General features: G+C 67.5%; 20 protein-coding genes. 8 read left to right on the top strand and 12 right to left on the bottom strand.

What is annotated here, in order from left to right; all coding sequences use genetic code 11:
* Nucleotides 1–81 precede the first annotated feature (81 nt).
* From mtnA to ligA, 5 genes are all read right to left on the bottom strand, one after another.
* Entirely contained in the window at nt 82–1,146 is a 1,065-nt protein-coding gene (gene mtnA / locus D7T59_RS18630; RefSeq protein ID WP_180853213.1) for an S-methyl-5-thioribose-1-phosphate isomerase, read from the bottom strand.
* Nucleotides 1,147–1,193: 47 nt separating this feature from the next.
* Nucleotides 1,194–1,922 carry a DUF3011 domain-containing protein gene (locus D7T59_RS18625; RefSeq protein ID WP_099552365.1) on the bottom strand — a complete coding sequence of 243 codons (729 nt, stop codon included), beginning with the start codon at nt 1,920–1,922 and terminating at the stop codon, nt 1,194–1,196.
* 138 nt (nt 1,923–2,060) lie between these two features.
* On the bottom strand, nt 2,061–3,017 hold the full coding sequence (gene epmA, locus D7T59_RS18620) for an EF-P lysine aminoacylase EpmA (protein WP_180853212.1): 957 nt from the start codon (nt 3,015–3,017) through the stop codon (nt 2,061–2,063).
* A complete protein-coding gene (locus D7T59_RS18615; protein WP_106551333.1) occupies nt 3,014–3,499 on the bottom strand; it encodes a GNAT family N-acetyltransferase in 486 nt (161 codons plus the stop codon). The genes epmA and D7T59_RS18615 overlap by 4 nt, the downstream gene beginning before the upstream one ends.
* Before the next feature lie 49 nt (nt 3,500–3,548).
* Nucleotides 3,549–6,020 (bottom strand): NAD-dependent DNA ligase LigA, encoded by a 2,472-nt coding sequence (gene ligA, locus D7T59_RS18610; RefSeq protein WP_180853215.1) that lies wholly within the window; start codon nt 6,018–6,020, stop codon nt 3,549–3,551.
* 285 nt (nt 6,021–6,305) lie between these two features.
* Here ligA and D7T59_RS18605 point away from each other — a divergent pair, with 285 nt between their 5' ends.
* A complete protein-coding gene (locus D7T59_RS18605) occupies nt 6,306–7,430 on the top strand; it encodes a pyridoxal phosphate-dependent aminotransferase (RefSeq protein ID WP_180853211.1) in 1,125 nt (374 codons plus the stop codon).
* A 100-nt stretch (nt 7,431–7,530) separates the two neighbouring features.
* Here D7T59_RS18605 and zipA read toward each other — a convergent pair whose 3' ends face one another.
* The 7 genes from zipA to D7T59_RS18570 form a co-directional block, all read right to left on the bottom strand.
* Entirely contained in the window at nt 7,531–8,268 is a 738-nt protein-coding gene (gene zipA / locus D7T59_RS18600; protein WP_164135873.1) for a cell division protein ZipA, read from the bottom strand.
* A gap of 46 nt (nt 8,269–8,314) precedes the next feature.
* On the bottom strand, nt 8,315–11,818 hold the full coding sequence (smc, locus tag D7T59_RS18595; protein ID WP_180853210.1) for a chromosome segregation protein SMC: 3,504 nt from the start codon (nt 11,816–11,818) through the stop codon (nt 8,315–8,317).
* Nucleotides 11,819–12,077: 259 nt separating this feature from the next.
* Nucleotides 12,078–12,527, bottom strand: coding sequence for a 50S ribosomal protein L9 (gene rplI / locus D7T59_RS18590; protein ID WP_014037734.1), 450 nt, complete (start codon nt 12,525–12,527; stop codon nt 12,078–12,080).
* 105 nt (nt 12,528–12,632) lie between these two features.
* Complete coding sequence (gene rpsR, locus D7T59_RS18585; protein WP_002804494.1) at nt 12,633–12,863, bottom strand: 30S ribosomal protein S18; 231 nt, start codon at nt 12,861–12,863, stop codon at nt 12,633–12,635.
* 11 nt (nt 12,864–12,874) lie between these two features.
* Nucleotides 12,875–13,312, bottom strand: a complete 438-nt coding sequence (rpsF, locus tag D7T59_RS18580; protein WP_005410228.1) for a 30S ribosomal protein S6 — start codon at nt 13,310–13,312, stop codon at nt 12,875–12,877.
* 228 nt (nt 13,313–13,540) lie between these two features.
* Nucleotides 13,541–14,083 carry a CbrC family protein gene (locus tag D7T59_RS18575; RefSeq protein ID WP_180853209.1) on the bottom strand — a complete coding sequence of 181 codons (543 nt, stop codon included), beginning with the start codon at nt 14,081–14,083 and terminating at the stop codon, nt 13,541–13,543.
* A gap of 93 nt (nt 14,084–14,176) precedes the next feature.
* Nucleotides 14,177–14,515 carry a HesB/IscA family protein gene (locus tag D7T59_RS18570; RefSeq protein WP_006452998.1) on the bottom strand — a complete coding sequence of 113 codons (339 nt, stop codon included), beginning with the start codon at nt 14,513–14,515 and terminating at the stop codon, nt 14,177–14,179.
* Between the two features lie 128 nt (nt 14,516–14,643).
* Between D7T59_RS18570 and asnS the strand changes: the two genes are divergently transcribed.
* The 7 genes from asnS to kynU all read left to right on the top strand — a co-directional run bounded on the left by asnS (nt 14,644) and on the right by kynU (nt 20,050).
* Nucleotides 14,644–16,038 carry an asparagine--tRNA ligase gene (gene asnS, locus D7T59_RS18565; protein ID WP_164135876.1) on the top strand — a complete coding sequence of 465 codons (1,395 nt, stop codon included), beginning with the start codon at nt 14,644–14,646 and terminating at the stop codon, nt 16,036–16,038.
* A 30-nt stretch (nt 16,039–16,068) separates the two neighbouring features.
* A complete protein-coding gene (locus tag D7T59_RS18560) occupies nt 16,069–16,368 on the top strand; it encodes a hypothetical protein (RefSeq protein WP_005410232.1) in 300 nt (99 codons plus the stop codon).
* Nucleotides 16,369–16,375: 7 nt separating this feature from the next.
* On the top strand, nt 16,376–16,690 hold the full coding sequence (locus D7T59_RS18555; RefSeq protein ID WP_006453002.1) for a hypothetical protein: 315 nt from the start codon (nt 16,376–16,378) through the stop codon (nt 16,688–16,690).
* Between the two features lie 7 nt (nt 16,691–16,697).
* Nucleotides 16,698–17,336 carry an FMN-binding negative transcriptional regulator gene (locus D7T59_RS18550; protein ID WP_164135878.1) on the top strand — a complete coding sequence of 213 codons (639 nt, stop codon included), beginning with the start codon at nt 16,698–16,700 and terminating at the stop codon, nt 17,334–17,336.
* Between the two features lie 74 nt (nt 17,337–17,410).
* Nucleotides 17,411–18,073 (top strand): carbonate dehydratase, encoded by a 663-nt coding sequence (can, locus tag D7T59_RS18545; RefSeq protein WP_106550249.1) that lies wholly within the window; start codon nt 17,411–17,413, stop codon nt 18,071–18,073.
* 20 nt (nt 18,074–18,093) lie between these two features.
* Nucleotides 18,094–18,615 (top strand): 3-hydroxyanthranilate 3,4-dioxygenase, encoded by a 522-nt coding sequence (locus D7T59_RS18540; protein WP_164135880.1) that lies wholly within the window; start codon nt 18,094–18,096, stop codon nt 18,613–18,615.
* Between the two features lie 160 nt (nt 18,616–18,775).
* Nucleotides 18,776–20,050, top strand: a complete 1,275-nt coding sequence (gene kynU, locus D7T59_RS18535) for a kynureninase (protein WP_180853207.1) — start codon at nt 18,776–18,778, stop codon at nt 20,048–20,050.
* Nucleotides 20,051–20,052 lie beyond the last annotated feature (2 nt).

Here is a 20,052-nt window from a genome sequence, read left to right as displayed (position 1 = left end):
CCGGCCCCCCCCCCCCCCCCCCGCGCGCGCGGGCGCCCCCCCCCCCCCCCCCCCCCCCCCCCCCCCCMCCCCGCACCGGCCTCAGCCGCCGAAGGCGGCGCGCATGTTCTCGGCAGTCGGGCTCAGGATCACGCCGCGCTCGGTCACGATGGCGTCGATCAGCTCGCCCGGGGTGACGTCGAACACCGGATTCCAGGCAGCAATGCCCTCGGCCACGGTGCGGGTGCCGCCCACACCGTACAGCTCGCCCGGATCGCGCTGCTCGATCTCGATCTGGCTGCCGTCAACGGTGTCCATGTCCACCGTCGAGGACGGCGCCACGACCATGAACTTCACGCCGTGATGGCGCGCGGCGATGGCCAGCTGGTAGGTCCCGATCTTGTTGGCGGTATCGCCGTTGGCGCAGATGCGGTCGGCACCGACGATCACCCACTGCACGGCACCGGTCTTCATCAGGTGCGAGGCGGCCGAGTCGGCGATCAGGGTGGCGTCGATGCCGTCCTGCTGCAGCTCCCACACGGTCAGGCGCGCACCCTGCAGCCACGGCCGGGTCTCGCCGGCGAACACGCGGGCGATGCGGTGCTGGGCCATGCCGGCACGGATCACGCCCAGCGCGGTGCCGAAGCCCGCTGTGGCCAGCGAGCCGGTGTTGCAATGGGTCAGCACGCCGCTGCCGGCTTCGATCAGGCCTGCGCCCAGCGCGCCCATGTGGCGGTTGGCGGCCAGGTCTTCCTCGGCAATGGCCTGCGCTTCCGCCTCCAGCGTCGCCTTCCAGTCAGCACCGGCGGCATTCAGGCAACGGCGCATGCGCGCCAGCGCCCAGGCCAGATTGACGGCGGTCGGGCGCGAGGCGTTCAGGCGCTGCAGCGCCGGCTCCAGCTGCTGCAGGGCATGTGCACCGTCGGCGGCCTGCACTTCGCGCGCCGCCAGCACCACGCCCCAGGCGGCGGCGATGCCGATGGCCGGCGCACCACGCACGGTCAACGCGTGGATGGCCGCAGCCACTTCGTCACTGTCATGGCAGACCACATGCTCGACCACGAACGGCAGCTTGCGCTGGTCCAGCAGTTGCAGGGCATCGCCGGTCCACAGGATCGGGCGGATGTGATCGTAACGGGCGTAGTCGATGTCGGAGGCAGTGTTCATGGGCCCATTGTAGAGCCACGCCCCCCGGGGTTGGAGCCCGCCCGGGCTCAATTCACCGAGAATTCGGCGCGGCAGCCGCCGTCCACCCAGATGCCGTTGCGACTCCAGCCCCAGGTACTGCCTTCCTCGCACGGCGTGCTGGACAGCTGCTCGAAGACAGCGGCACCGACCGAGATGCTGGCACCGCAGAAGCGGCGCTTCTTCGACTTCGATTCACAGGTCAGCCGGCGTGGCACGTCAACGAATCGGCCATCCTCGTCAGCCACTTCGAAGTCCCCCTGGCAACCGCGGCTGGTCCAGACTTCATTGCGCTTGTAGCCCCAGCCCTGTCCTTCGCGGCATGGCAGCGCCGACAGCTGGCGCAGCAGGCGAACTGGCGCGCCATCCAGGCGCACCGGGCAGCTCTGCGGGCGGCCATTGGATTCACATCGCACCACGCGACGGACCAGGCGCTTGCCCTCGCTGGCTGCCGGCGCGGCACCCGCAGCGCGGCGCGCGCGGAACTCGGCGCGGCAGCCCAGCGTGACCCACACGCCACTGCGGTCGGTGCCCCATTCGCTGCCACGGATGCAGCTGCTGTTGGAGAGCTGGCGCACCAGGTCGATGCCGTTGCTGACATCGATATCGCAATGCACCCAGCCCATGTCGCGTGATTCACAGGTCACCACTTCACCGTCGTAGCCGGCCTGCTGGGCAGATGCCGATGACGGCAGCCAGGCACCCCAGAGCGCGATGGAGTACACCGGTGCAGCAACAACCGCAAACCACTTGACCAAAGCCTTCCCCAGCAGGAATGGATGAACTGCGTGCCAGTGTCCGGCATCTGCCGTGATAAGAGCATCATCCTGCTTACCGAAGCAAGCGCGGAAACGCGGAATTCCGTTCAGTCTTCGACGTTCAGGAACGCACGTCGCTCATGCGTGGGCAAAGTCGTAGGCCAGCACGTCGGCGATGCGCGGCGTGCGGTTCATCGCCATCAGCAGGCGATCCACACCCACCGCCACGCCCGCGCACGCCGGCATCGATGGCAGCGCAGCCAGCAGCGCCTCGTCCAGCGCCGGCTGCACCTGGCCGCGTTCGTGTCGGCGCTGCTGGTCACGCTGGAAGCGCGTGCGCTGCTCCTGCGCGTCGTTCAGTTCGTGATAGCCGTTGGCCAGCTCCACCGCGCCCAGATACAGCTCGAAACGCTCGGCCAGCGGCGGCGTGCCGGCACGGATGCGGGCCAGCGCGGCCTGGCTGGCCGGCCAATCGTGGACCACGGTCATGACCGCGTCATCGAACTGCGGCTGGATGTGGTGGGTCATCAACAGGTCCAGCCAGTCATCACGGGTCAACCCGACCGGGTCGATGTGCACGTCGCCAAGCGCAACGCGCAGCGCGGCTTCGTCGGCCTCGAACGGGTCCACGCCCACATGCTGCTGGAACAGCTCGCGGTAACTCAGCACACGCAGCGTTGCACGGCGTCCGACCAGGGCCAGCGCCTGGCCGACCAGCTCGGCGGTCTCCTGCACCAACCGGTGGTGGTCCCAGCCGACCCGGTACCACTCCAGCATGGTGAATTCCGGGTTGTGGCGACCACCCGCTTCCCCGTTGCGGAACACCCGCCCCAGCTCGTAGCAGTCGCCCACGCCTGCCGCCAGCAGTCGCTTGAGCGGATACTCCGGCGAGGTGCGCAGCCAACGCCGACGGCCACCGGCATCGACATGCCCGCTGAAATCGGTATGGAAGCTGTCGATGTTCGGCTCGGTATTGCCGGCCACCGACAGGATCGGCGTTTCCACTTCCAGCACATCGCGTTCGGCGAAGAAGCGGCGCACCAGCGCATTGAGCGCGGCGCGCTGCTGCAGCGCGCGCAGCAGGGCCTCGCTCACAGGATGCCCTCCGGGCGCGGGTGGTCCAGCGGCAGGGTCAGCAGATCGCGGGTGTCATCGATGTAACCGCTCGCCAGGTAGAGGCGACGGGCCAGCTCATTGTGGTGGTTCACTTCCAGGCGCAGGCGGCTGACGCCACGGCCGCGCGCACGTTGCTCGCAGATCGCCAGCGCCTGCTTGCCGCGGCCACGACCGCGTGCACGGTGGGCCAGGTACAGCTCGTCCAGCAGCATGAAGTGGCCGCCCTGCTCCAGGCTGAAGCCCATCGCGATCACCGCATAGCCGACCACTTCAGCCGCCTCGTCCAGCCACAGCAGCACTTCGCCGTTGCGCGGATCGGCCAGCAGCGCATCCACGCCGCGACGCACGCGCGCGTCGTCGAAATCGATCCTGTCTTCGGCGTAGAACTCGCGCATCAACGCGATCAGCAGCTCCTCGTCGGCACGGGTGGCCAGGCGGAAATCCAGCGGGGCGGTCTGCATCGGTGTTCCTTTATGTTTCATGCCGGGCGCCAGGCACCCGGCGGGGTCATCATTCGTGTTCGGCGAGGTAGGCCAGCAGACGGTCTTCGTCCCATACCGGCACGCCCAGCGATTGCGCCTTGTCCAGCTTGGAGCCAGCCTCGGTGCCGGCCACCACGAAACTGGTCTTCTTCGACACGCTGCCGGACACCTTGGCACCGAGGGCCTCCAGGCGCTCCTTGGCGGCATCGCGGGTAAGCTGGGCCAAGGTTCCGGTCAGCACCACGGTCTGCCCATCCAGCGGACCGGCCACGATCTCGGCCAGCGCCGGCGCCTTGGCCAGGATCTGCTGCATCGCCTTCTCGGCCGCCAGCAGCATCGCGCCATGGCCCTCACTGTCCAGCCACTGGGCGAGGCCACGCGCGGTGTCGTCCGGCAACCCGGCGTTGACGAACTGTCCATGCTCGGCATCCAGCACCGCCTGAGCGCCCGGCAATGCAGCCACCAGCTTCTCCGCACGCAGGCGGGTGATGCCCGGGATCTCCGACTCGACCAGCAGCTGCGCCAGATCCAGGCCCTCGCGCAGCTTGGCGCTGGGCGCGTGTACATCGCTGATGCGCACCTGCCCGACCTGCAGCAGATCGTCGATGGCCTGCTGGTTGCCCTGCTGCTCGAAGAAGTGGCCGAGTGAACGCGCCACTTCGCCACCGATGTCCGGCACGCGCTTGAACAACGGCCATGGCAGGTGGCGGATCAGCTCCAGGTCACCGAACCACTGCGCCAGCGCCTTGGCCGTGCTTTCGCCCACATGCTCGATGCCGAGCGCGAACAGGAGGCGCTCCAGCGTGGCGGCTCGGCTGGCGTCGATCGCCGCGATCAGGTTGTCGGCCCACTTGGTGGCGATCTTCTTCGTGTTCCATTCGAAACTGGCCGGCTGCGCCAGCGCCTGCGCGCGCCAGCCCGGATCGTTGCCATCCAGCTTGAGCACTGCATTGAGCACCACGCCACTGCCCTCGGCGGGTAAATGCAGCTTCAGCGCAGCGGCCAGTGCCGACGGATCCTCGGCATCCAGCACCAGCTTCAGGTGCAGCAGCTGGTCGCGGTTGAGCCGGTACAGGTCGGCCACGCTCTTGACGATGCCAGCGTCGACCAGGGTTTCAATGTACTTGTCGCCCAGGCCGTCGATGTCCATCGCGCGGCGCGAGGCGAAATGGGCAATGGCTTCCTTGCGCTGCGCCGGGCAGGACAGTTCGCCCGAGCAGCGCCATGCGGCTGCACCTTCCTCGCGCACGATTTCCGAGCCGCACACCGGGCAGCACGTCGGCATCTGCCATGGCGTAGTGCCCTGCGGGCGGCGGTCGAGGATGACGCTGACCACCTCGGGAATGACATCACCCGCACGACGCACGATCACGCTGTCGCCGACACGCACGTCCAGGCGCGCGATCTGGTCGGCGTTGTGCAGCGTGGCGTTGGACACGATCACCCCGGCCACCGCCACCGGCGCCAGTCGCGCGACCGGCGTAGCGGCACCGGTGCGGCCGATCTGGATCTCGATCGCCTCCACCGTCGTGCTCTGTTCCTGCGCCGGGAACTTGTGCGCGATCGCCCAGCGCGGTGCGCGCGAGACGAAGCCCATCGCCTGCTGGCCGGCGCGGTCATCGAGCTTGTAGACCACGCCATCGATATCGAACGGCAGGCCGTCGCGGCGCTCACCGATGTCGCGGTAGTAACCCAGCAGGCCGTCGGTCCCTTCCACCACCTTGCACAGTGCGCTGACCGGGAATCCCCAGGCGCCGAGCTGGGCCAGCGTGCCCGAATGGGTGTCGGGCAGCTCGCCACCCTGCACCTCGCCGGTGCCGTAGGCGAAGAAACTCAGCCTGCGCTGCGCGCTGATCTTCGGATCGAGCTGGCGCAGTGAACCGGCCGCGGCGTTGCGCGGGTTGGCCAGCACCTTGCCGCCCTGCTGGCGCGCACGTTCGTTGTAGGCCTCGAAGTCGGCGCGGGCCATGTAGACCTCGCCCCGCACTTCCAGCACGTCCGGCCAATCCTTGCCGTGCAGGCGCTTGGGAACATCGCCGATCTCGCGCAGGTTGGCGGTCACGTCCTCGCCGGTACTGCCATCGCCACGGGTCGCGCCCAGCACGAAATGCCCATCCTCATAGCGCAGGCTGATCGCCAGGCCATCCATCTTCGGCTCGGCCGAAAACTGCAGGCTGCGGCGCCCCAGGCGCTCGTCGATGCGGCGCACGAAGTCGGCCACTTCCTCGTCGCTGAAGGCGTTGGACAGCGACAGCATCGGCACCGCGTGGCGCACTTCCGGAAAGCGGCCGGAAGGGCGCGCACCCACCTGCTGGGTCGGGCTGTCTGCACGGGCCAGCTCCGGATGCTCGCGCTCCAGCGCTTCCAGCTCGCGCACCATCCAGTCGTAGTCGACGTCGGGGATCTCCGGCGCGTCCAGCTCGTGGTAGGCGCGGTTGGCCTGGGCGATCTGCCGGCGAAGGTCTTCGGCGCGTTCGGCGGGGCTGGGGCTCATCGGGATCCGGTGGTTCTGGGATGGCCGGGGATTCTACCGCGCCCGACCGTCAGGCCCTGTAACGCCGCCGCCTTTTGTAGAGTCGAGCCAAGCTCGACTGGTCCTCCCTCGCTCTGGCGGGCGCCAACCACTCCCCCGCCCTGCTACGTGCCAACCACTCCCCCGCTCTGGCAGGTGCCAACCTTGGTTGGCACATCTGCAATCAAGCATGGTTCGACTCCACAAAAAGCAGCTTGCCGCCCATCCCCACCGGCGCTAGCGTGCGATGGTCTTCCCTTCGGAATCCCGCCCGTGACCCTGCCCGCTTCCCGTCGACGCTTCCTGCAACTGGCCGGTGCTGGCCTCGCCGTCGCCGGCACCGGGCTGCCGCAGCTCGGCCATGCCCAACCCGCGACAGCCGCCGCCCCTGCCCCCGCCGAGGGCGCGGTGCTGCTGAATTTCAACGAATGCCCCTACGGCCCGTCGCCCGCCGCCCAGCAGGCGGCACGCGACAGCATCGCCGGTTGCGGCCGCTACCGTTTCGCGCTGGCCGGACTGGTACGCGAGGCCTTCATCGAAGAGGCACGCATTCCAGCTGATCACGTACGGCTCTATCCGGGCTCCAGCGAACCGCTGAATCGTGCTGCCGTGCTATGGACCGGCCCGCAGGCGGGACTGGTGGTGGCCGACCCGACCTTCGAGACGCTGGGCGAGGTCGCTGCCGCACATAGTGCACACGTGCAGAAAGTGCCGCTGCGCGAGGACGGTGCACACGACCTGCGTGCGATGGTCGCCGCCGCACACGCACGCCCGACCGGCCTGCTGTACGTGTGCAATCCGAACAACCCGACCGGTTCGATCAGCCCACCGGATGAGCTCGCCTGGCTGCTGGCCCACAAGCCCGCTTCCACCCGCGTGCTGTTGGACGAGGCGTATTTGCAGTACAGCGAGCAGCCGAGCCTGATCGCGCAGGTGACGCAGCGCGATGACCTGATCGTGCTGCGCACGTTCTCCAAGCTTTACGGCATGGCCGGCCTGCGCCTGGGCGTAGCGGCCGCACATCCCGACCGCCTGCGCGAACTGGCCCGCCTGGGCGACAACCCGCTACCGGTGCCGGCCCTGGCCGCGGCCCTGGCCAGCCTGCGCGACCCGCAGCTGATCCCGCAACGGCGGCTGCAGAATGCCAAGGCACGCCAGGCCACCATCGCGTGGTTGGGCAAGCGCGGTTTCAGCTGCGTTCCATCGGAAGCAAACTGCTTCGTGGTGGATGTGCAGCGCGACGGTGCGGCCTTTGCCAAGGCGATGGCGGACAACGGTGTGGTCATCGGCCGCAGCTGGCCGATCTGGCCGCAGCGCGTGCGGGTAACGGTGGGCACCGAAGACGAAATGGCCGCGTTCCGCCGCGCGTTCGCGAAGGTGGCCGGCGTGCCGGCCTGACCCTGTTGGTGGGGGCGAACCTTGGTTCGCCCTATCCACGCATGGCGTGGATCTACTGTTGTGGGTGCCGACCGCTGGTCGGCACACCGAAAGAGTGCTTTTACCAGCGCGGGGTCTTGGTCAGCGGCGGCGCCTGGTGCTGGCGGTCGTAGGCACGCAGCTCGTCACGGATGTGCGCGATGCGCTGGCGGCCCAGAGCGTTGCGGCTGTCATCCAGCACCACGCCATCCAGCAGTTCGGCCATGCGCTGCACGGTCGGCAGCATTTTCTCCCAGGCGTCCAGCGCAGTCAGCGGCGCCGGCAGGGTCAGGAAGAAAGCGATGGCCGGGGTCTCCATGGCGCGGATGTTGGCCATGTCGAAGCTGCCCGGCTTCATGATGCTGGCCATCGAGAAGATCGGGCCGCGCTCGGGGTGGCCTTCCACCAAGCGGTGGAACACGTTCATGTGGCCGAACACCAAGCCGGTCTTCTCCGCCGCCACCACGATGTCTTCGCCACGCAGCTGTTCGCCAGCCCGGGCGGCCACGAACAGCGAGACGATCTTGTCGAAATCCTGGGTGGCTCGCTTGCCGAGGTCGCTGGCGCCCGGGTCGGTTTCGCCCAGACCGAGTTCGGCCTGCTCGCCCTCCGCGCCCATGCCCGGCTCGACGCGGCCATCGGCCACGGTGACGCCGTCATCGCCCAGCACCGGCTCGCGCCGCTCGCCGCTGGTCGGTTCCGCGCTTTCCACGCGGCGCCCCTGGGGCTTCTTCTTCGGACGGCCAAACAGGAAGATCGCAGCGATCAACAGCAGGCCGGCGGCCAGGATGCCGATGCGCAACAGTGCCGTGTCGGACATTCGATAGGTTCTCCGGCTAGTTCATTCAGGTAACTAGGATGGCACGTCAGGCCGCGCCCGCCAATCGTGCGGCTTCTTCCAGGTCCACGCTGACCAGACGACTGACGCCCGGTTCGCGCATGGTCACGCCCGACAGCTGGTGGGCGGCCTCCATCGTCGCCTTGTTGTGGCTGACGAACAGGAACTGCACCTTCTCGCTCATTTCCTTGACCATGTTGGCCAGGCGGCCGACGTTGGCTTCGTCCAGTGGTGCGTCCACTTCGTCCAGCAGGCAGAACGGTGCGGGATTCAGCTGGAAGATGGCGAACACCAACGCCACTGCGGTCATCGCCTTCTCGCCACCGGACAGCAGCGAAATGCTGGACACGCGCTTGCCCGGCGGGCGCGCCATGATGGTCACACCGGTGTCGAGCAGGTCTTCACCGGTCAGTTCCAGGTAGGCATGGCCACCACCGAACAGGCGCGGGTACAGCGCCTGCACGCCGGCGTTGACGCGGTCGAAGGTGTCCTTGAAGCGGCCGCGGGTCTCGCGGTCGATCTTGCGGATGGCATCCTCAAGGGTTTCCAGCGCCGTGGTCAGGTCGGTGTGCTGCGAATCCAGGTAGTCCGAGCGCTGCGACGCCTCGCCGTATTCGTGGATGGCCGCCAGGTTGACCGGCTCCAGCCGGCGCATGCGCCCATCGATCTGGTGCACGGCCTGCTCCCAGTCGCCCAGGCGGGCGTCTTCGGGCAGTGCGTTGAGCACGTCCTGCAGCACGAAACCGGCCTTCTCCACCGCGCCCTGCAGGGTGTCCGCGCTGAGCACCAGCGCCTGCTGGTCCAGCTTGCGCTGCGAGATGCGCTCACGCTGGGCCAATGCCTGTTCGTCGCGCTGGTGGCGGGTCTGTTCGTAATTGCGCAGCTCCGCGTCGATGCCGTCCAGCAGCGTGCGCGCCTCGGTCAGCACGCGATCGGCCCGCACGCGTTCTTCCAGCGCGTTCTGATGCTCGGCCTGCAGTGATTCGACCGGCGAATCACCCTCGTCCAGCTGCGAATGCAGCTCGCCCAGTCGCGAATCCAGCTGCCCGCGCTGGGTACCCATGCGTTCCAACGCCTGGCTCAACGAGGCCATCTGCGCCCGCTGTGATTCCAGGGTCAGGGCCAGCGAATGCGAGCGCTCGCGCACTGCACGTGCGGCGTCGCGGGCCAGGTCGCGGGCCTCGGTCAGCTGGCGGCGCTCGCCCTCCAGCCCCTGCCGGGTCGATTCCAGGTCACCCATGCTGCTGACCGCGTTCTCCAACCGCGAGCGCGCTTCACGCGCCTGCTCGTTGTTGGCTTCCAGCGTTTCCTGCAGCTGCTTCAGTTCGCCTTCGATGCGGTCGATGCGGGTACGCGCCGCTTCCACCTTGCCCTGCTGGCCCTGCAGCTGGCCGGCCAGCTCGGACACCGCACGATGGGCCTGGTACAGCGCACGCTGCGCGTCTTCGCGCTGCTGTTCGGCAGCCTGCAACTGCTCTCGGAAGCCTGCCAGCTGTTCTTCCAGCTCGGCTTCGCGGTCCTGCAGCTGCTCGATCTGCTCGCGCAGTTCATTGATCTCGCGTTCGCGCAGCAGCGCGCCCTGCTGGGCCGCGCCGGACCGCGAAACACGCAGCCAGCCCTCGCCCAGGCGCTCACCGCCCTGGGTGATGATCGAATCGCCCTCGGGCAGGCCGGCCTGCAGCGCCTTGGCCTCGGCCAGATCCTTGGCGCCGTGCAGGTGCGCCAACAGGCGACGGATCGCGGCCGGGCCGCGCACGCGTGCAGCCAGCGACGTTGGTGCAGCCTTGAAGTCGGCACCGGCGTTGGCGACCAACGCGATGTGGCCCTCGCCCAGTTCGCCGAGCGCATCGACCAGGCTCGCCGGGTCATCGACCAGCACGCCTTCGATCAACTGGCCGAGCGCGCTTTCCACCGCGTTTTCCCAGCCGGCATCAACGTCCAGGCGTTCGCCGACACGCGCCGCCGAATCCAGCCCGCGCGCCTTCAGCCAGGCCACGGCCGCGCCCTGCTCCTGGCCCAGCGCGGCCTGCTGCAGGGTTTCCAGCGAGGCCAGGCGACCGCGCAGGCCGTTGGCCTGCTTGCGCAGTTCGGCCAGTTCGTTCTGGCCATTGCGCTGCTGTTCCTGCACAGCCGCCACGCCCTGCTTGCGCAGCTCGACGTCTTCGCTCAGTTCATCCAGCGCGGTCTTCTGCGTGTCGTGCTGCAGGTGCAGCTGCTCGAAGGCTTCTTCCAGCGCGTCCACGTCCAGCCCGGCGCGTTCGACGGCCAGCGCCTCGCGACGCCGGTCGGCATCGAGGATCTGCTTGTCCAGGTAATCCACGCGGGTGCGCTCGACATCGCCGGCGCGCGAGGCCTCCGAACTCTGCGAGGTGTGCTGTTCCCAGCGCTGCTGCCAGCTGGCCAGCCGGTCTTCGGCCTCGCGCAGGCTTTCCTGCTTGATCTCGTTTTCTTCCTGCAGCTCTTCCAGCTGCGGAGTGGCGGCCTCCACCGCCTCACGCAGCACCATCAGCCTGGCCTCGTCGCCACTGATGTGCTGCCCCAGTTCGGCCAGGGCCTGCTGGGTTTCATCGCGGGCCTTGTGCAGGCGCTGCGACAACTCGCGCTGGTGCTGGATCTGCTGTTCCAGGCGCGCCAGCGTGCTGCCGACCTGGTAGACCGCCGCCTGCGCGGTGTTGAGCGCGTCGGCGGCCTCTTCGCGTCGAACGCGCGAGGTCTCGATGCGGGCCTCGGCGTCACGCTGGTCGGCGATCAGCTGCTGCAGCTTCGTCTCTTCCTGCGACAGCCCTTCGCGCAGCTTGGACAGGCGACCGTCCAACCCGCGGAACTCCAGGGCCTTCCACTCGGCATCCTTGACCCGGCGCTCTTCCTGCAGCGCCTGGTACTGCTCGGCCTGCTTGGCCTGGCGCTTGAGGTGCTCGAGCTGCTTGCTGATCTCGTCGCGCAGGTCGCCCAGCCGGTCCAGGTTCTCGCGGGTGTGGCGGATGCGGGTCTCGGTCTCCTTGCGGCGCTCCTTGTACTTGGAGATGCCGGCCGCCTCTTCCAGGTACACGCGCAGGTCTTCCGGGCGCGCCTCGATGATCTGGCTGATCATGCCCTGCTCGATGATCGAGTAGCTGCGCGGGCCCAGGCCGGTGCCGAGGAACAGGTCGGTGATGTCACGGCGGCGGCACTTGGTGCCGTTGAGGTAATAGTTGCTGGTGCCGTCGCGGCTGACCGTGCGCTTGACCGAGATTTCGTTGAACGAGGCGTACTCGCCCGAGATCGTGTGGTCCGAGTTGTCGAAGATCAGCTCGACGGTGGCCTGCGAAACCGGCTTGCGGGCATTGGAACCGGAGAAGATCACATCGGTCAGCGAGTCGCCGCGCAGGCGGCTGGCCGAGCTCTCGCCCATGACCCAGCGCACGGCGTCGATGATGTTCGACTTGCCGCAGCCATTGGGCCCCACCACGCCGGTCATGTTGGTCGGCAGGTGCAGGGTGGTCGGATCGACGAACGACTTGAAGCCGGACAGCTTGATCGTGGAAAGACGCATAGGGGTTCCGGACTGGGGCCGGCAAGCGGCCTGCGTTTACCCTCCAAGTCATTGATCCTGTTGGGATCGATGGCCGTGGAACGGGTGTGACGCCCTGAGTATACCGATGTGGCCGTGTTCTACGAATGGGCGTGGAACATTGTCCAGCCCCACCCCGTCGGCCGGACGTGGCCCGGCGCCACGAAACGGAGCCATAAAACAAAACGGGCACCCTTGCGGGCGCCCGTTCTGCGGTGATTCCAGGCCTTGCGGCGTGGGATCAGGCTTCGGCGACGACGACGACCTTGACGGTGGTCTCGACGTCGGCGTGCAGGTGGACCAGCACGTCGTATTCGCCGATGTTGCGGAAGGCGCCTTCGCCCAGGATGACTTCGCTCTTGCTGACCGGCAGGCCGGCAGCGGTGAAGGCATCGGCGATTTCGCGGGCGCCGACCGAGCCGTACAGCTTGCCTTCGGTCGAAGCGTTGGCCGGGATGGTCACGCTCGCGCCTTCCAGCTTGGCCTTGCGGGCGTCAGCGTCGGCGTGGATGGCCTGGGCCTTGGCTTCGTATTCGGCGCGCTTGGCTTCGAACTCGGCCTTGTTGCTCTCGGTGGCCGGCACGGCCTTGCCCTGCGGCACGAGGAAGTTACGGCCGTAGCCCGGCTTCACGTCGACCAGGTCGCCCAGGTTGCCGAGGTTGGTGACTTTCTGCAGGAGGATCAGCTGCATGGTATTGCTCCAGATGAGTTATTCGTTAGCGAGGCGAAGCCCCGCAACAAAGGCTGTCCGAATAGCTGGCACAGCGGGGGCGGCACCGGGCCGCCCCGCCGGGCATCAGACGTCGTGGTTGTCGGTGTACGGGATCAGGGCCAGGAAGCGAGCGCGCTTGACGGCGGTCGCCAGCTGGCGCTGGTACTTCGACTTGGTACCGGTGACGCGGCTCGGCACGATCTTGCCGTTCTCGGTCAGGTACTGGCGCAGGGTGTTGAGATCCTTGTAGTCGATCTCCTTCACACCTTCAGCAGTGAACTTGCAGAACTTGCGGCGACGGAAGAACTTGGACATGGGAAGGCTCCTTAGGCGGCGGAAGCGGCGTCGTCGCCGGCTTCGTTGTCAGCGGTGTTGTTGGACTCGCCTTCTTCGTCGTCACGACGACGGCGCTCACCGCGCTCCGGCTTGTCACCCTTCTCGTCCTTGCTCTTCATGATCAGCGACTGCTCGGTGTCAGCCTCGTCACGCTTGATGACCAGGTTGCGCAGCACGGCGTCGTTGAAGCGGAAGCTCTCGGTCAGTTCGTTCAGAACGGCCTGGTCGGCTTCGATGTTCATCAGCACGTAGTGGGCCTTCACCAGGTTCTGGATCGGGTACGCCAGCTGGCGGCGGCCCCAGTCTTCCAGACGGTGGATGGTGCCGTTGCCGTTCTCGACCAGCGACTTGTAGCGCTCGATCATGGCCGGGACCTGCTCGCTCTGGTCCGGGTGGACCATGAACACGATTTCGTAATGACGACTCATGTTTTTTCTACCTTTCGGATGTGGCCTTGCGGCCGGACAGCCCCCCGCCGTTGAGACCGCGGTGGGGCAAGGATTCCCGCCGGGCAGGCAGGAAGCCGCGCATTATGGCGCAGATGGAGGTACCGGGCAACCGGGCGGGCCACAGCGCAACCTGAACCGGGGAGCAGCCCCCTGCCAACCAAGGTTGGCCGCTACCAGGCCCCCGGCGATCAATGAACCCGCCGCGGGCTATCCCAGATCAACGTGAAGGCGGTGCTGGCCGCAGGCCAGGCACTGGAACAGGCAGCCCACCATCATGCCGTCCCGGCTCAGGTGCTCGAGCACCCAGTCGGCATCGCACGGATTGACCTCGACCACGTCCGGCCGGACCTGATCGAGGATCGGCAGCAGATCGTCGCTGCCGGCGTAGCCAAGGAAGGCGCAGGGCCGCTCACAGTGGCTCAGCCAGACCGACTGCTGCCAGGACGAGTAGCCCGGGGTGCGCTCGCAGATCTCCAGCAGCAGCTCGCGGGCGATGGTCGGCGGCGGGTCCGCCGGGTCCGGAGACACCCCTTCGATATCGCTCCAGCCGGTGAATTCACCCTCGTAACTGGCCGCTGCCCTGCCATCGGCGATACACCAGGGGCACAGGTAATCGGGGCTCAGAACGGAATGGAACGGCCCCCGGTAGCGCAGTGTGCGCGGCTGACCGCAGCAGTCGCAGGCCCCGTCGACCTCTTCGAAGGAGAGGGCGTAGGCGTTGGGGTGATAAATGAAAAGCGGTCGTTCCATCCGTGGATCCCTTTCCTGCCGACCAAGGTCGGCATCTACAAGGGCAGCCCCCGGTAGCGCCGGGCCTCGCCCGGCGGATGCCAGAACCAGCCCTCAGGCCTTGTCGGCGTCGGTGGTGAAGCTCTCGCCGCAGCCACACTCAGCGGTGGCATTGGGGTTGCTGAACGTGAACGTCTCGCTCAGGCCATGCTTGCCGAAGTCGATCACGGTGCCGTCCACCAGCGCCAGGCTCTTGGCATCGACATAGATCTTCACGCCGTCCTGGTCGAACACGGTGTCGCCCTCGCGCTCGTCGCGGGCCAGGTCGGTCACGTGGCCCCAGCCGGAGCAGCCGGTCTTGGTCACGCCGAAACGCAGGCCCAGCGCGCCGGGGGTCTGGGCGACGAAGCGCTGCACGCGCTCGAAGGCAATGGGGGTCAGGCTGACGGCCATGGGGCTACTCCAGAGGTACGGGGACATTATAAGGAGCCGTTGCCACGAAAAATGCCTCGCAAGCGGAACGCTGCAACCGGTAAACTCCCGTGTTCACAGATCGAGTCGATCAGCAGAGGATTCAAGTCATGACGGTGGTCAGCGTTGAACATGCGCTTGCCGGGAAGATCCCGGAAGGCGGCGAAGTCACGGTACGCGGATGGGTGCGCACGGTGCGCGGTTCAGCGAATCTGGCCTTCGTGAATGTGAGCGACGGCTCCTGCTTCGCCCCGATCCAGGTCGTGGCCAACGACACCCTGGCCAACTTCGACGAGATCAAGCGCCTGACCAGCGGCTGCTCGGTCATCGCCACCGGCACGCTGGTGAAGTCGCAGGGCAAGGGCCAGTCGTTCGAGATCCAGGCCAGCGCGCTGGAAGTGGTCGGCTGGGTCGAAGACCCGCTGACCTACCCGATCCAGCCCAAGCCGATGTCGCCGGAGTTCCTGCGCGAAGTGGCACACCTGCGCCCGCGCACCAACCTGTTCGGTGCGGTCACCCGCATCCGCAACTGCCTGGCCCAGGCCGTGCACCGTTTCTTCCACGAGAACGGCTTCAACTGGATCAGCACCCCGATCATCACCACCTCCGACGCCGAAGGCGCCGGCCAGATGTTCCGCGTGTCCACCCTGGACATGGTGAACCTGCCGCGCGACGAGAAGGGCGCGATCGATTTCAGCCGCGACTTCTTCGGCAAGGAAACCTTCCTGACCGTGTCCGGCCAGCTGAACGTCGAGGCCTACTGCCTGGCGCTGAGCAAGGTCTACACCTTCGGCCCGACCTTCCGCGCCGAGAACAGCCACACCACCCGCCACCTGGCGGAATTCTGGATGATCGAGCCGGAAATCGCCTTCGCCGACCTGGCCGAAGATGCGCGCCTGGCCGAAGAGTTCCTGAAGTACCTGTTCCGCGCGGTGCTGAACGAGCGTGGCGACGACCTGGCCTTCATCGCCGAGCGCGTGGACAAGAACGCGATCACCAAGCTGGAAGACTTCATCAACGCGCCGTTCGAGCGCATCGACTACACCGACGCGGTCAGCCTGCTGCAGAAGTCCGGCAGGAAGTTCGACTTCCCGGTCGAATGGGGCCTGGACCTGCAGACCGAGCACGAGCGCTGGCTGACCGAGGAACACGTCGGCCGCCCGGTGGTGGTCACCAACTATCCGGAGCACATCAAGGCCTTCTACATGCGCCTGAACGACGACGGCAAAACCGTTGCCGCGATGGACGTGCTGGCCCCGGGCATCGGCGAGATCATCGGCGGCAGCCAGCGCGAAGAGCGCCTGGACGTGCTGGACGCGCGCATGGCCCAGTTCGGCCTGGATCGCGAGCACTACAGCTGGTACCGCGATTTCCGCCGCTACGGTTCGGTGCCGCACGCCGGCTTCGGCCTGGGCTTCGAACGCCTGGTGGTCTACGTCTGCGGGCTGTCCAACATCCGCGATGCGATCCCCTACCCGCGCGCCCCGGGCAGCGCGGACTTCTAAGCCCCATACGACCACGGAGGTACTGCCCCCATGACCCTGTTCTTCGCCCTCTGTTTCGTCGGCGTTGCAGTGGCCGGGTTCAGTGCCTTCGTGATCTTCTGGCCGCTGACCCTGGTGCATGTGCGCGACCGCCATCCGGCGCTCGCCGCGCGCTTCGGCAGCGGCGCCTTCCTCAAGCCCGATGCCTTGGCCTGGCTGCTGCGCCGCGACTATCGCCAGCAGCCGGACCGCTCGCTGTCCGGGCTGGCGACGCCGGCCTGGGTATCGCTGCTGACCCTGCTGGCCGGACTGGGCATGGCCGCCCTGCTCTGGCTGGCCTCGCTCTGGTAATACGCTCATGAATGACATCACCGCCTCGCGCGACAGCTGGTGGCTGGCCAGCCTCGGCAACACCCTGATCTGGGCGCGCCTGCGCGTGCGCCCGGCCGGCACCGCCGAAGTGCTCGACAGCGATGGCAACACGCTGAGCTATGACAGCGAAGACACCGCCCGTTCGCAGCTGTTCGACGCCGAGTTCGTCGAGTACGACGGCCTGGACGAGGAGGACGCGCTGGTGCGCGGCTTCAGCCTGCACGAAGTGCAGCCGCCGCAGGCCGACAGCGACGAGGGCCTGCGTGGCCGCATGATCCAGTCGCTGGGCGGGCGCGCCTGACCCCGGCATGTTCACCCCACGCGCCTTCGCCGAGACCGACCTGCTCTGGCTGGATCGCCTGCTGGTGCGTGACCCGTTCGTCACCGTGCTCACCGTCGGCAGCGACGGCCTGCCCGAGCTGACCCGGATGCCGGTGCTGTACCACCGCGACGGCGAACACATCGAACTGCGCGGCCACTGGGCCCGTGCCAACCCGCAGTCGCGCCACCGCGGCGCGGCCAAGGTGCTGGTCGACGGCCCGCATGGCTATGTCTCGGCCAGCTGGTATCCGGACAAGGAGCCCGCCGCGCGGGTACCCACCTGGAACTACGCCGCCGCCGAGCTGCGTGGCCAGCTGCAGACCTTCGACGACACCGATTCGCTGGCCGGGCTGGTCGGCGCGATCAGCGACCGCTTCGAGGCCAGCGTCGGCCAGGCCTGGCAGTTCGATGCCTCGCGTGCCGAGCATGGCCCCGAGCTGCGCGCCATCGTCGGCTTCCGCTTCCAGGTCGAACACGTACAGCTGAAGCTGAAACTCAGCCAGAACCACCCCGAAACCAACCAGCAGGCGGTGATCGCCGCGCTGGACGCACTGGCCACCCCTTCTTCCCACGAGCTGGCGCAGTGGATGCGCTGGCACCGTGAACAGGCCGCCACCGGCGGCTGATCACCCCAGATTCCCGCGACGACGCGACCAGAGCGGCCGCGCCTTGCCCCCACCCGACGCCAGGGATACCGCACATGAAAGACATCCACCGCCTGCTGCAGAACAACCGCGACTGGGCCGACCGCATCGCCCAGGAAGATCCGGAGTTCTTCCACCAGCTGGCCAAGCAGCAGCATCCGGAGTACCTGTGGATCGGCTGCTCCGACTCGCGCGTGCCCGCCAACCAGATCATCGGCATGGCACCCGGCGAAGTCTTCGTGCATCGCAACGTCGCCAATGTGGTGGCACACAGCGACCTGAACTGCCTGAGCGTGGTGCAGTACGCGGTGGACCAGCTGAAGGTGAAGCACATCCTGATCGTCGGCCACTACGGCTGCGGCGGCGTGCACGCCTGCCTGCACAACACCCGCGTCGGCCTGGCCGACAACTGGCTGCGCCATGTCGGTGACGTGGTGCAGAAGCACCAGGGCATCCTGGATGCGATCGAGGATGACGAACTGAAGCACGCGCGCCTGTGCGAACTGAACGTGATCGAGCAGGTCGCCAACCTGTGCCGTTCGACCATCGTCGAGGACGCCTGGGCCCGTGGCCAGAAGCTGATGGTGCACGGCTGGGTCTACAGCCTGAAGAACGGCCGCGTCAGCGAAATGGGCATCGACGTCGGTGCGCCGGAAGAGCTGAAGCCGGCCTATGAAAAGGCGCTGTCCTATGTGCCCCGCCAGGGCCGGCGCGACTGACCTCACTACGGACCACGACCATGCTCGCCTCGCCGATCAACCTGCACGCTTGGATCGAAGAACATCGCCACCTGCTGAAGCCACCGGTGGGCAACAAGATGATCGACAACGGCGACTTCATCGTGATGGTGGTGGGCGGGCCGAATTCGCGCACCGACTACCACTACGACGAAGGCCCGGAGTGGTTCTACCAGCTCGAAGGCGAGATGGTACTGAAGGTGCAGGAGGACGGCGCGGTGCGCGACATCCCGATCCGTGCCGGCGAGATCTTCCTGCTGCCGGCCAGGGTGCCGCACTCGCCGCGGCGCCCGCCCGGCGGTGTGGGCCTGGTGGTCGAGCGCAAGCGCCTGCCGCACGAAATGGACGGCGTGATCTGGCACTGCGAGCGCTGCAACCACAAGCTGCACGAAGAGTATTTCCCGCTGCAGAACATCGAAACCGACCTGCCCAAGGTGTTCGCGCGTTACCACGCCAGCCTGGAGCTGCGTACCTGCAGCGAATGCGGGCATGTGGACCCGCTACCGGTGCCAGCCGCGGGCTGACCACCTGCTTCTGTAGAGCCGAGCCCATGCTCGGCTGTGGGCCCACGTAGCCGAGCATGGGCTCGGCTCTACAGGTTCGGCGGCATGCACGCATCCCCGCCACCGGCTACGCCGTGCCAAGCGCTACACTGGCAGCCCCGTTGCAGCCTGTTGCCCGACCATGTCCGACCTGCTCAGCCGCACCCACGCCATTGCCCTGGACGCCGCCGATCCGCTGCGCCCGCTGCGCAACGAATTCCTGATTCCGCGCCATGGTGGCGGCGAGCAGACCTACTTCGTCGGCAACTCGCTGGGCCTGCAGCCGCGTGGCGCACAGGCCGCCGTGCAGGAAGTGATGAAGCAGTGGGGCGAGCTGGCGGTGGAAGGCCACTTCACCGGCCCCACGCAGTGGCTGTCCTACCACCGCCTGGTGAGCGCGCAGCTGGCCCGCGTGGTCGGTGCGCTGCCCAGCGAGGTGGTGGCAATGAACACGCTGAGCGTGAACCTGCACCTGATGATGGTCAGCTTCTACCGGCCGACCGCGCAGCGCCCGGTGATCCTGATGGAAGCCGGTGCGTTCCCGACCGACCGCCACGCGGTGGAAGCGCAGATCCGTTTCCATGGCTTCGACCCGGCCGAGTGCCTGGTGGAAGTGCAGCCGGACGAAGCCAACGGCACGATCTCGCTGAACGCCATCGAACGCGCCATCACCGAACACGGCCCGCGCCTGGCGCTGGTGCTGTGGCCCGGCGTGCAGTACCGCACCGGCCAGGCCTTCGACCTCGATGCAATCACCCGTACTGCCCGCCTGCAGGGCGCGCGCATCGGCTTCGACCTGGCACATTCGGTCGGCAACCTGCCGCTGCGCCTGCATGACATCGCGCCCGATTTCGCCGTGTGGTGCCACTACAAGTACCTCAACAGCGGCCCGGGTGCGGTGGCCGGCGCATTCGTGCACGAGCGCCATCACCGCGACACCACCCTGCCGCGCTTTGCCGGCTGGTGGGGCCATGAGGAATCCACCCGCTTCCAGATGGCACCGCAGTTCACCCCCGCCATCGGTGCCGAAGGCTGGCAGCTCAGCAATCCGCCGATCCTCGGCCTGGCGCCGCTGCGCGCGTCGCTGGACCTGTTCGAGCACGCCGGCATGGAGGCGCTGCGCAGCAAGTCGCTGGCACTGACAGGCATGCTCGAAGCGCTTGTACGCGCACGCCTGTCCGGCGTGCTCGACATCATCACCCCGGCCGAGCCGCAGCGCCGTGGCTGCCAGCTGTCATTGCGCGTGATCGGTGGCCGCGAGCGCGGCCGTGCGCTGTTCGAGCACCTGCGCGGCATCGGCGTGCTCGGCGACTGGCGCGAGCCGGACGTGATCCGCATCTCGCCCACCCCGCTCTACAACCGCTACCTGGACGTGCACCATTTCGTCGAGGAAGTGGAAGCCTGGGCCGGCCTCTGAGC

Source organism: Stenotrophomonas maltophilia (assembly GCF_013464915.1).
Lineage (GTDB): Bacteria > Pseudomonadota > Gammaproteobacteria > Xanthomonadales > Xanthomonadaceae > Stenotrophomonas > Stenotrophomonas maltophilia_AT.
This window is presented reverse-complemented; position numbering and strand designations above follow the sequence as displayed.

Coding starts and splice junctions, on each gene's coding strand:
- rplI (WP_014037734.1), bottom strand. CDS start 12,527: ATGCAGCTGATCCTCCTGCAGAAAGTCACCAACCTCGGCAACCTGGGC.
- D7T59_RS18575 (WP_180853209.1), bottom strand. CDS start 14,083: ATGGAACGACCGCTTTTCATTTATCACCCCAACGCCTACGCCCTCTCC.
- smc (WP_180853210.1), bottom strand. CDS start 11,818: ATGCGTCTTTCCACGATCAAGCTGTCCGGCTTCAAGTCGTTCGTCGAT.
- D7T59_RS18540 (WP_164135880.1), top strand. CDS start 18,094: ATGCTCGCCTCGCCGATCAACCTGCACGCTTGGATCGAAGAACATCGC.
- kynU (WP_180853207.1), top strand. CDS start 18,776: ATGTCCGACCTGCTCAGCCGCACCCACGCCATTGCCCTGGACGCCGCC.
- zipA (WP_164135873.1), bottom strand. CDS start 8,268: ATGTCCGACACGGCACTGTTGCGCATCGGCATCCTGGCCGCCGGCCTG.
- D7T59_RS18550 (WP_164135878.1), top strand. CDS start 16,698: ATGTTCACCCCACGCGCCTTCGCCGAGACCGACCTGCTCTGGCTGGAT.
- can (WP_106550249.1), top strand. CDS start 17,411: ATGAAAGACATCCACCGCCTGCTGCAGAACAACCGCGACTGGGCCGAC.
- rpsR (WP_002804494.1), bottom strand. CDS start 12,863: ATGTCCAAGTTCTTCCGTCGCCGCAAGTTCTGCAAGTTCACTGCTGAA.
- D7T59_RS18570 (WP_006452998.1), bottom strand. CDS start 14,515: ATGGCCGTCAGCCTGACCCCCATTGCCTTCGAGCGCGTGCAGCGCTTC.
- mtnA (WP_180853213.1), bottom strand. CDS start 1,146: ATGAACACTGCCTCCGACATCGACTACGCCCGTTACGATCACATCCGC.
- rpsF (WP_005410228.1), bottom strand. CDS start 13,312: ATGAGTCGTCATTACGAAATCGTGTTCATGGTCCACCCGGACCAGAGC.
- D7T59_RS18615 (WP_106551333.1), bottom strand. CDS start 3,499: ATGCAGACCGCCCCGCTGGATTTCCGCCTGGCCACCCGTGCCGACGAG.
- D7T59_RS18560 (WP_005410232.1), top strand. CDS start 16,069: ATGACCCTGTTCTTCGCCCTCTGTTTCGTCGGCGTTGCAGTGGCCGGG.
- asnS (WP_164135876.1), top strand. CDS start 14,644: ATGACGGTGGTCAGCGTTGAACATGCGCTTGCCGGGAAGATCCCGGAA.
- D7T59_RS18555 (WP_006453002.1), top strand. CDS start 16,376: ATGAATGACATCACCGCCTCGCGCGACAGCTGGTGGCTGGCCAGCCTC.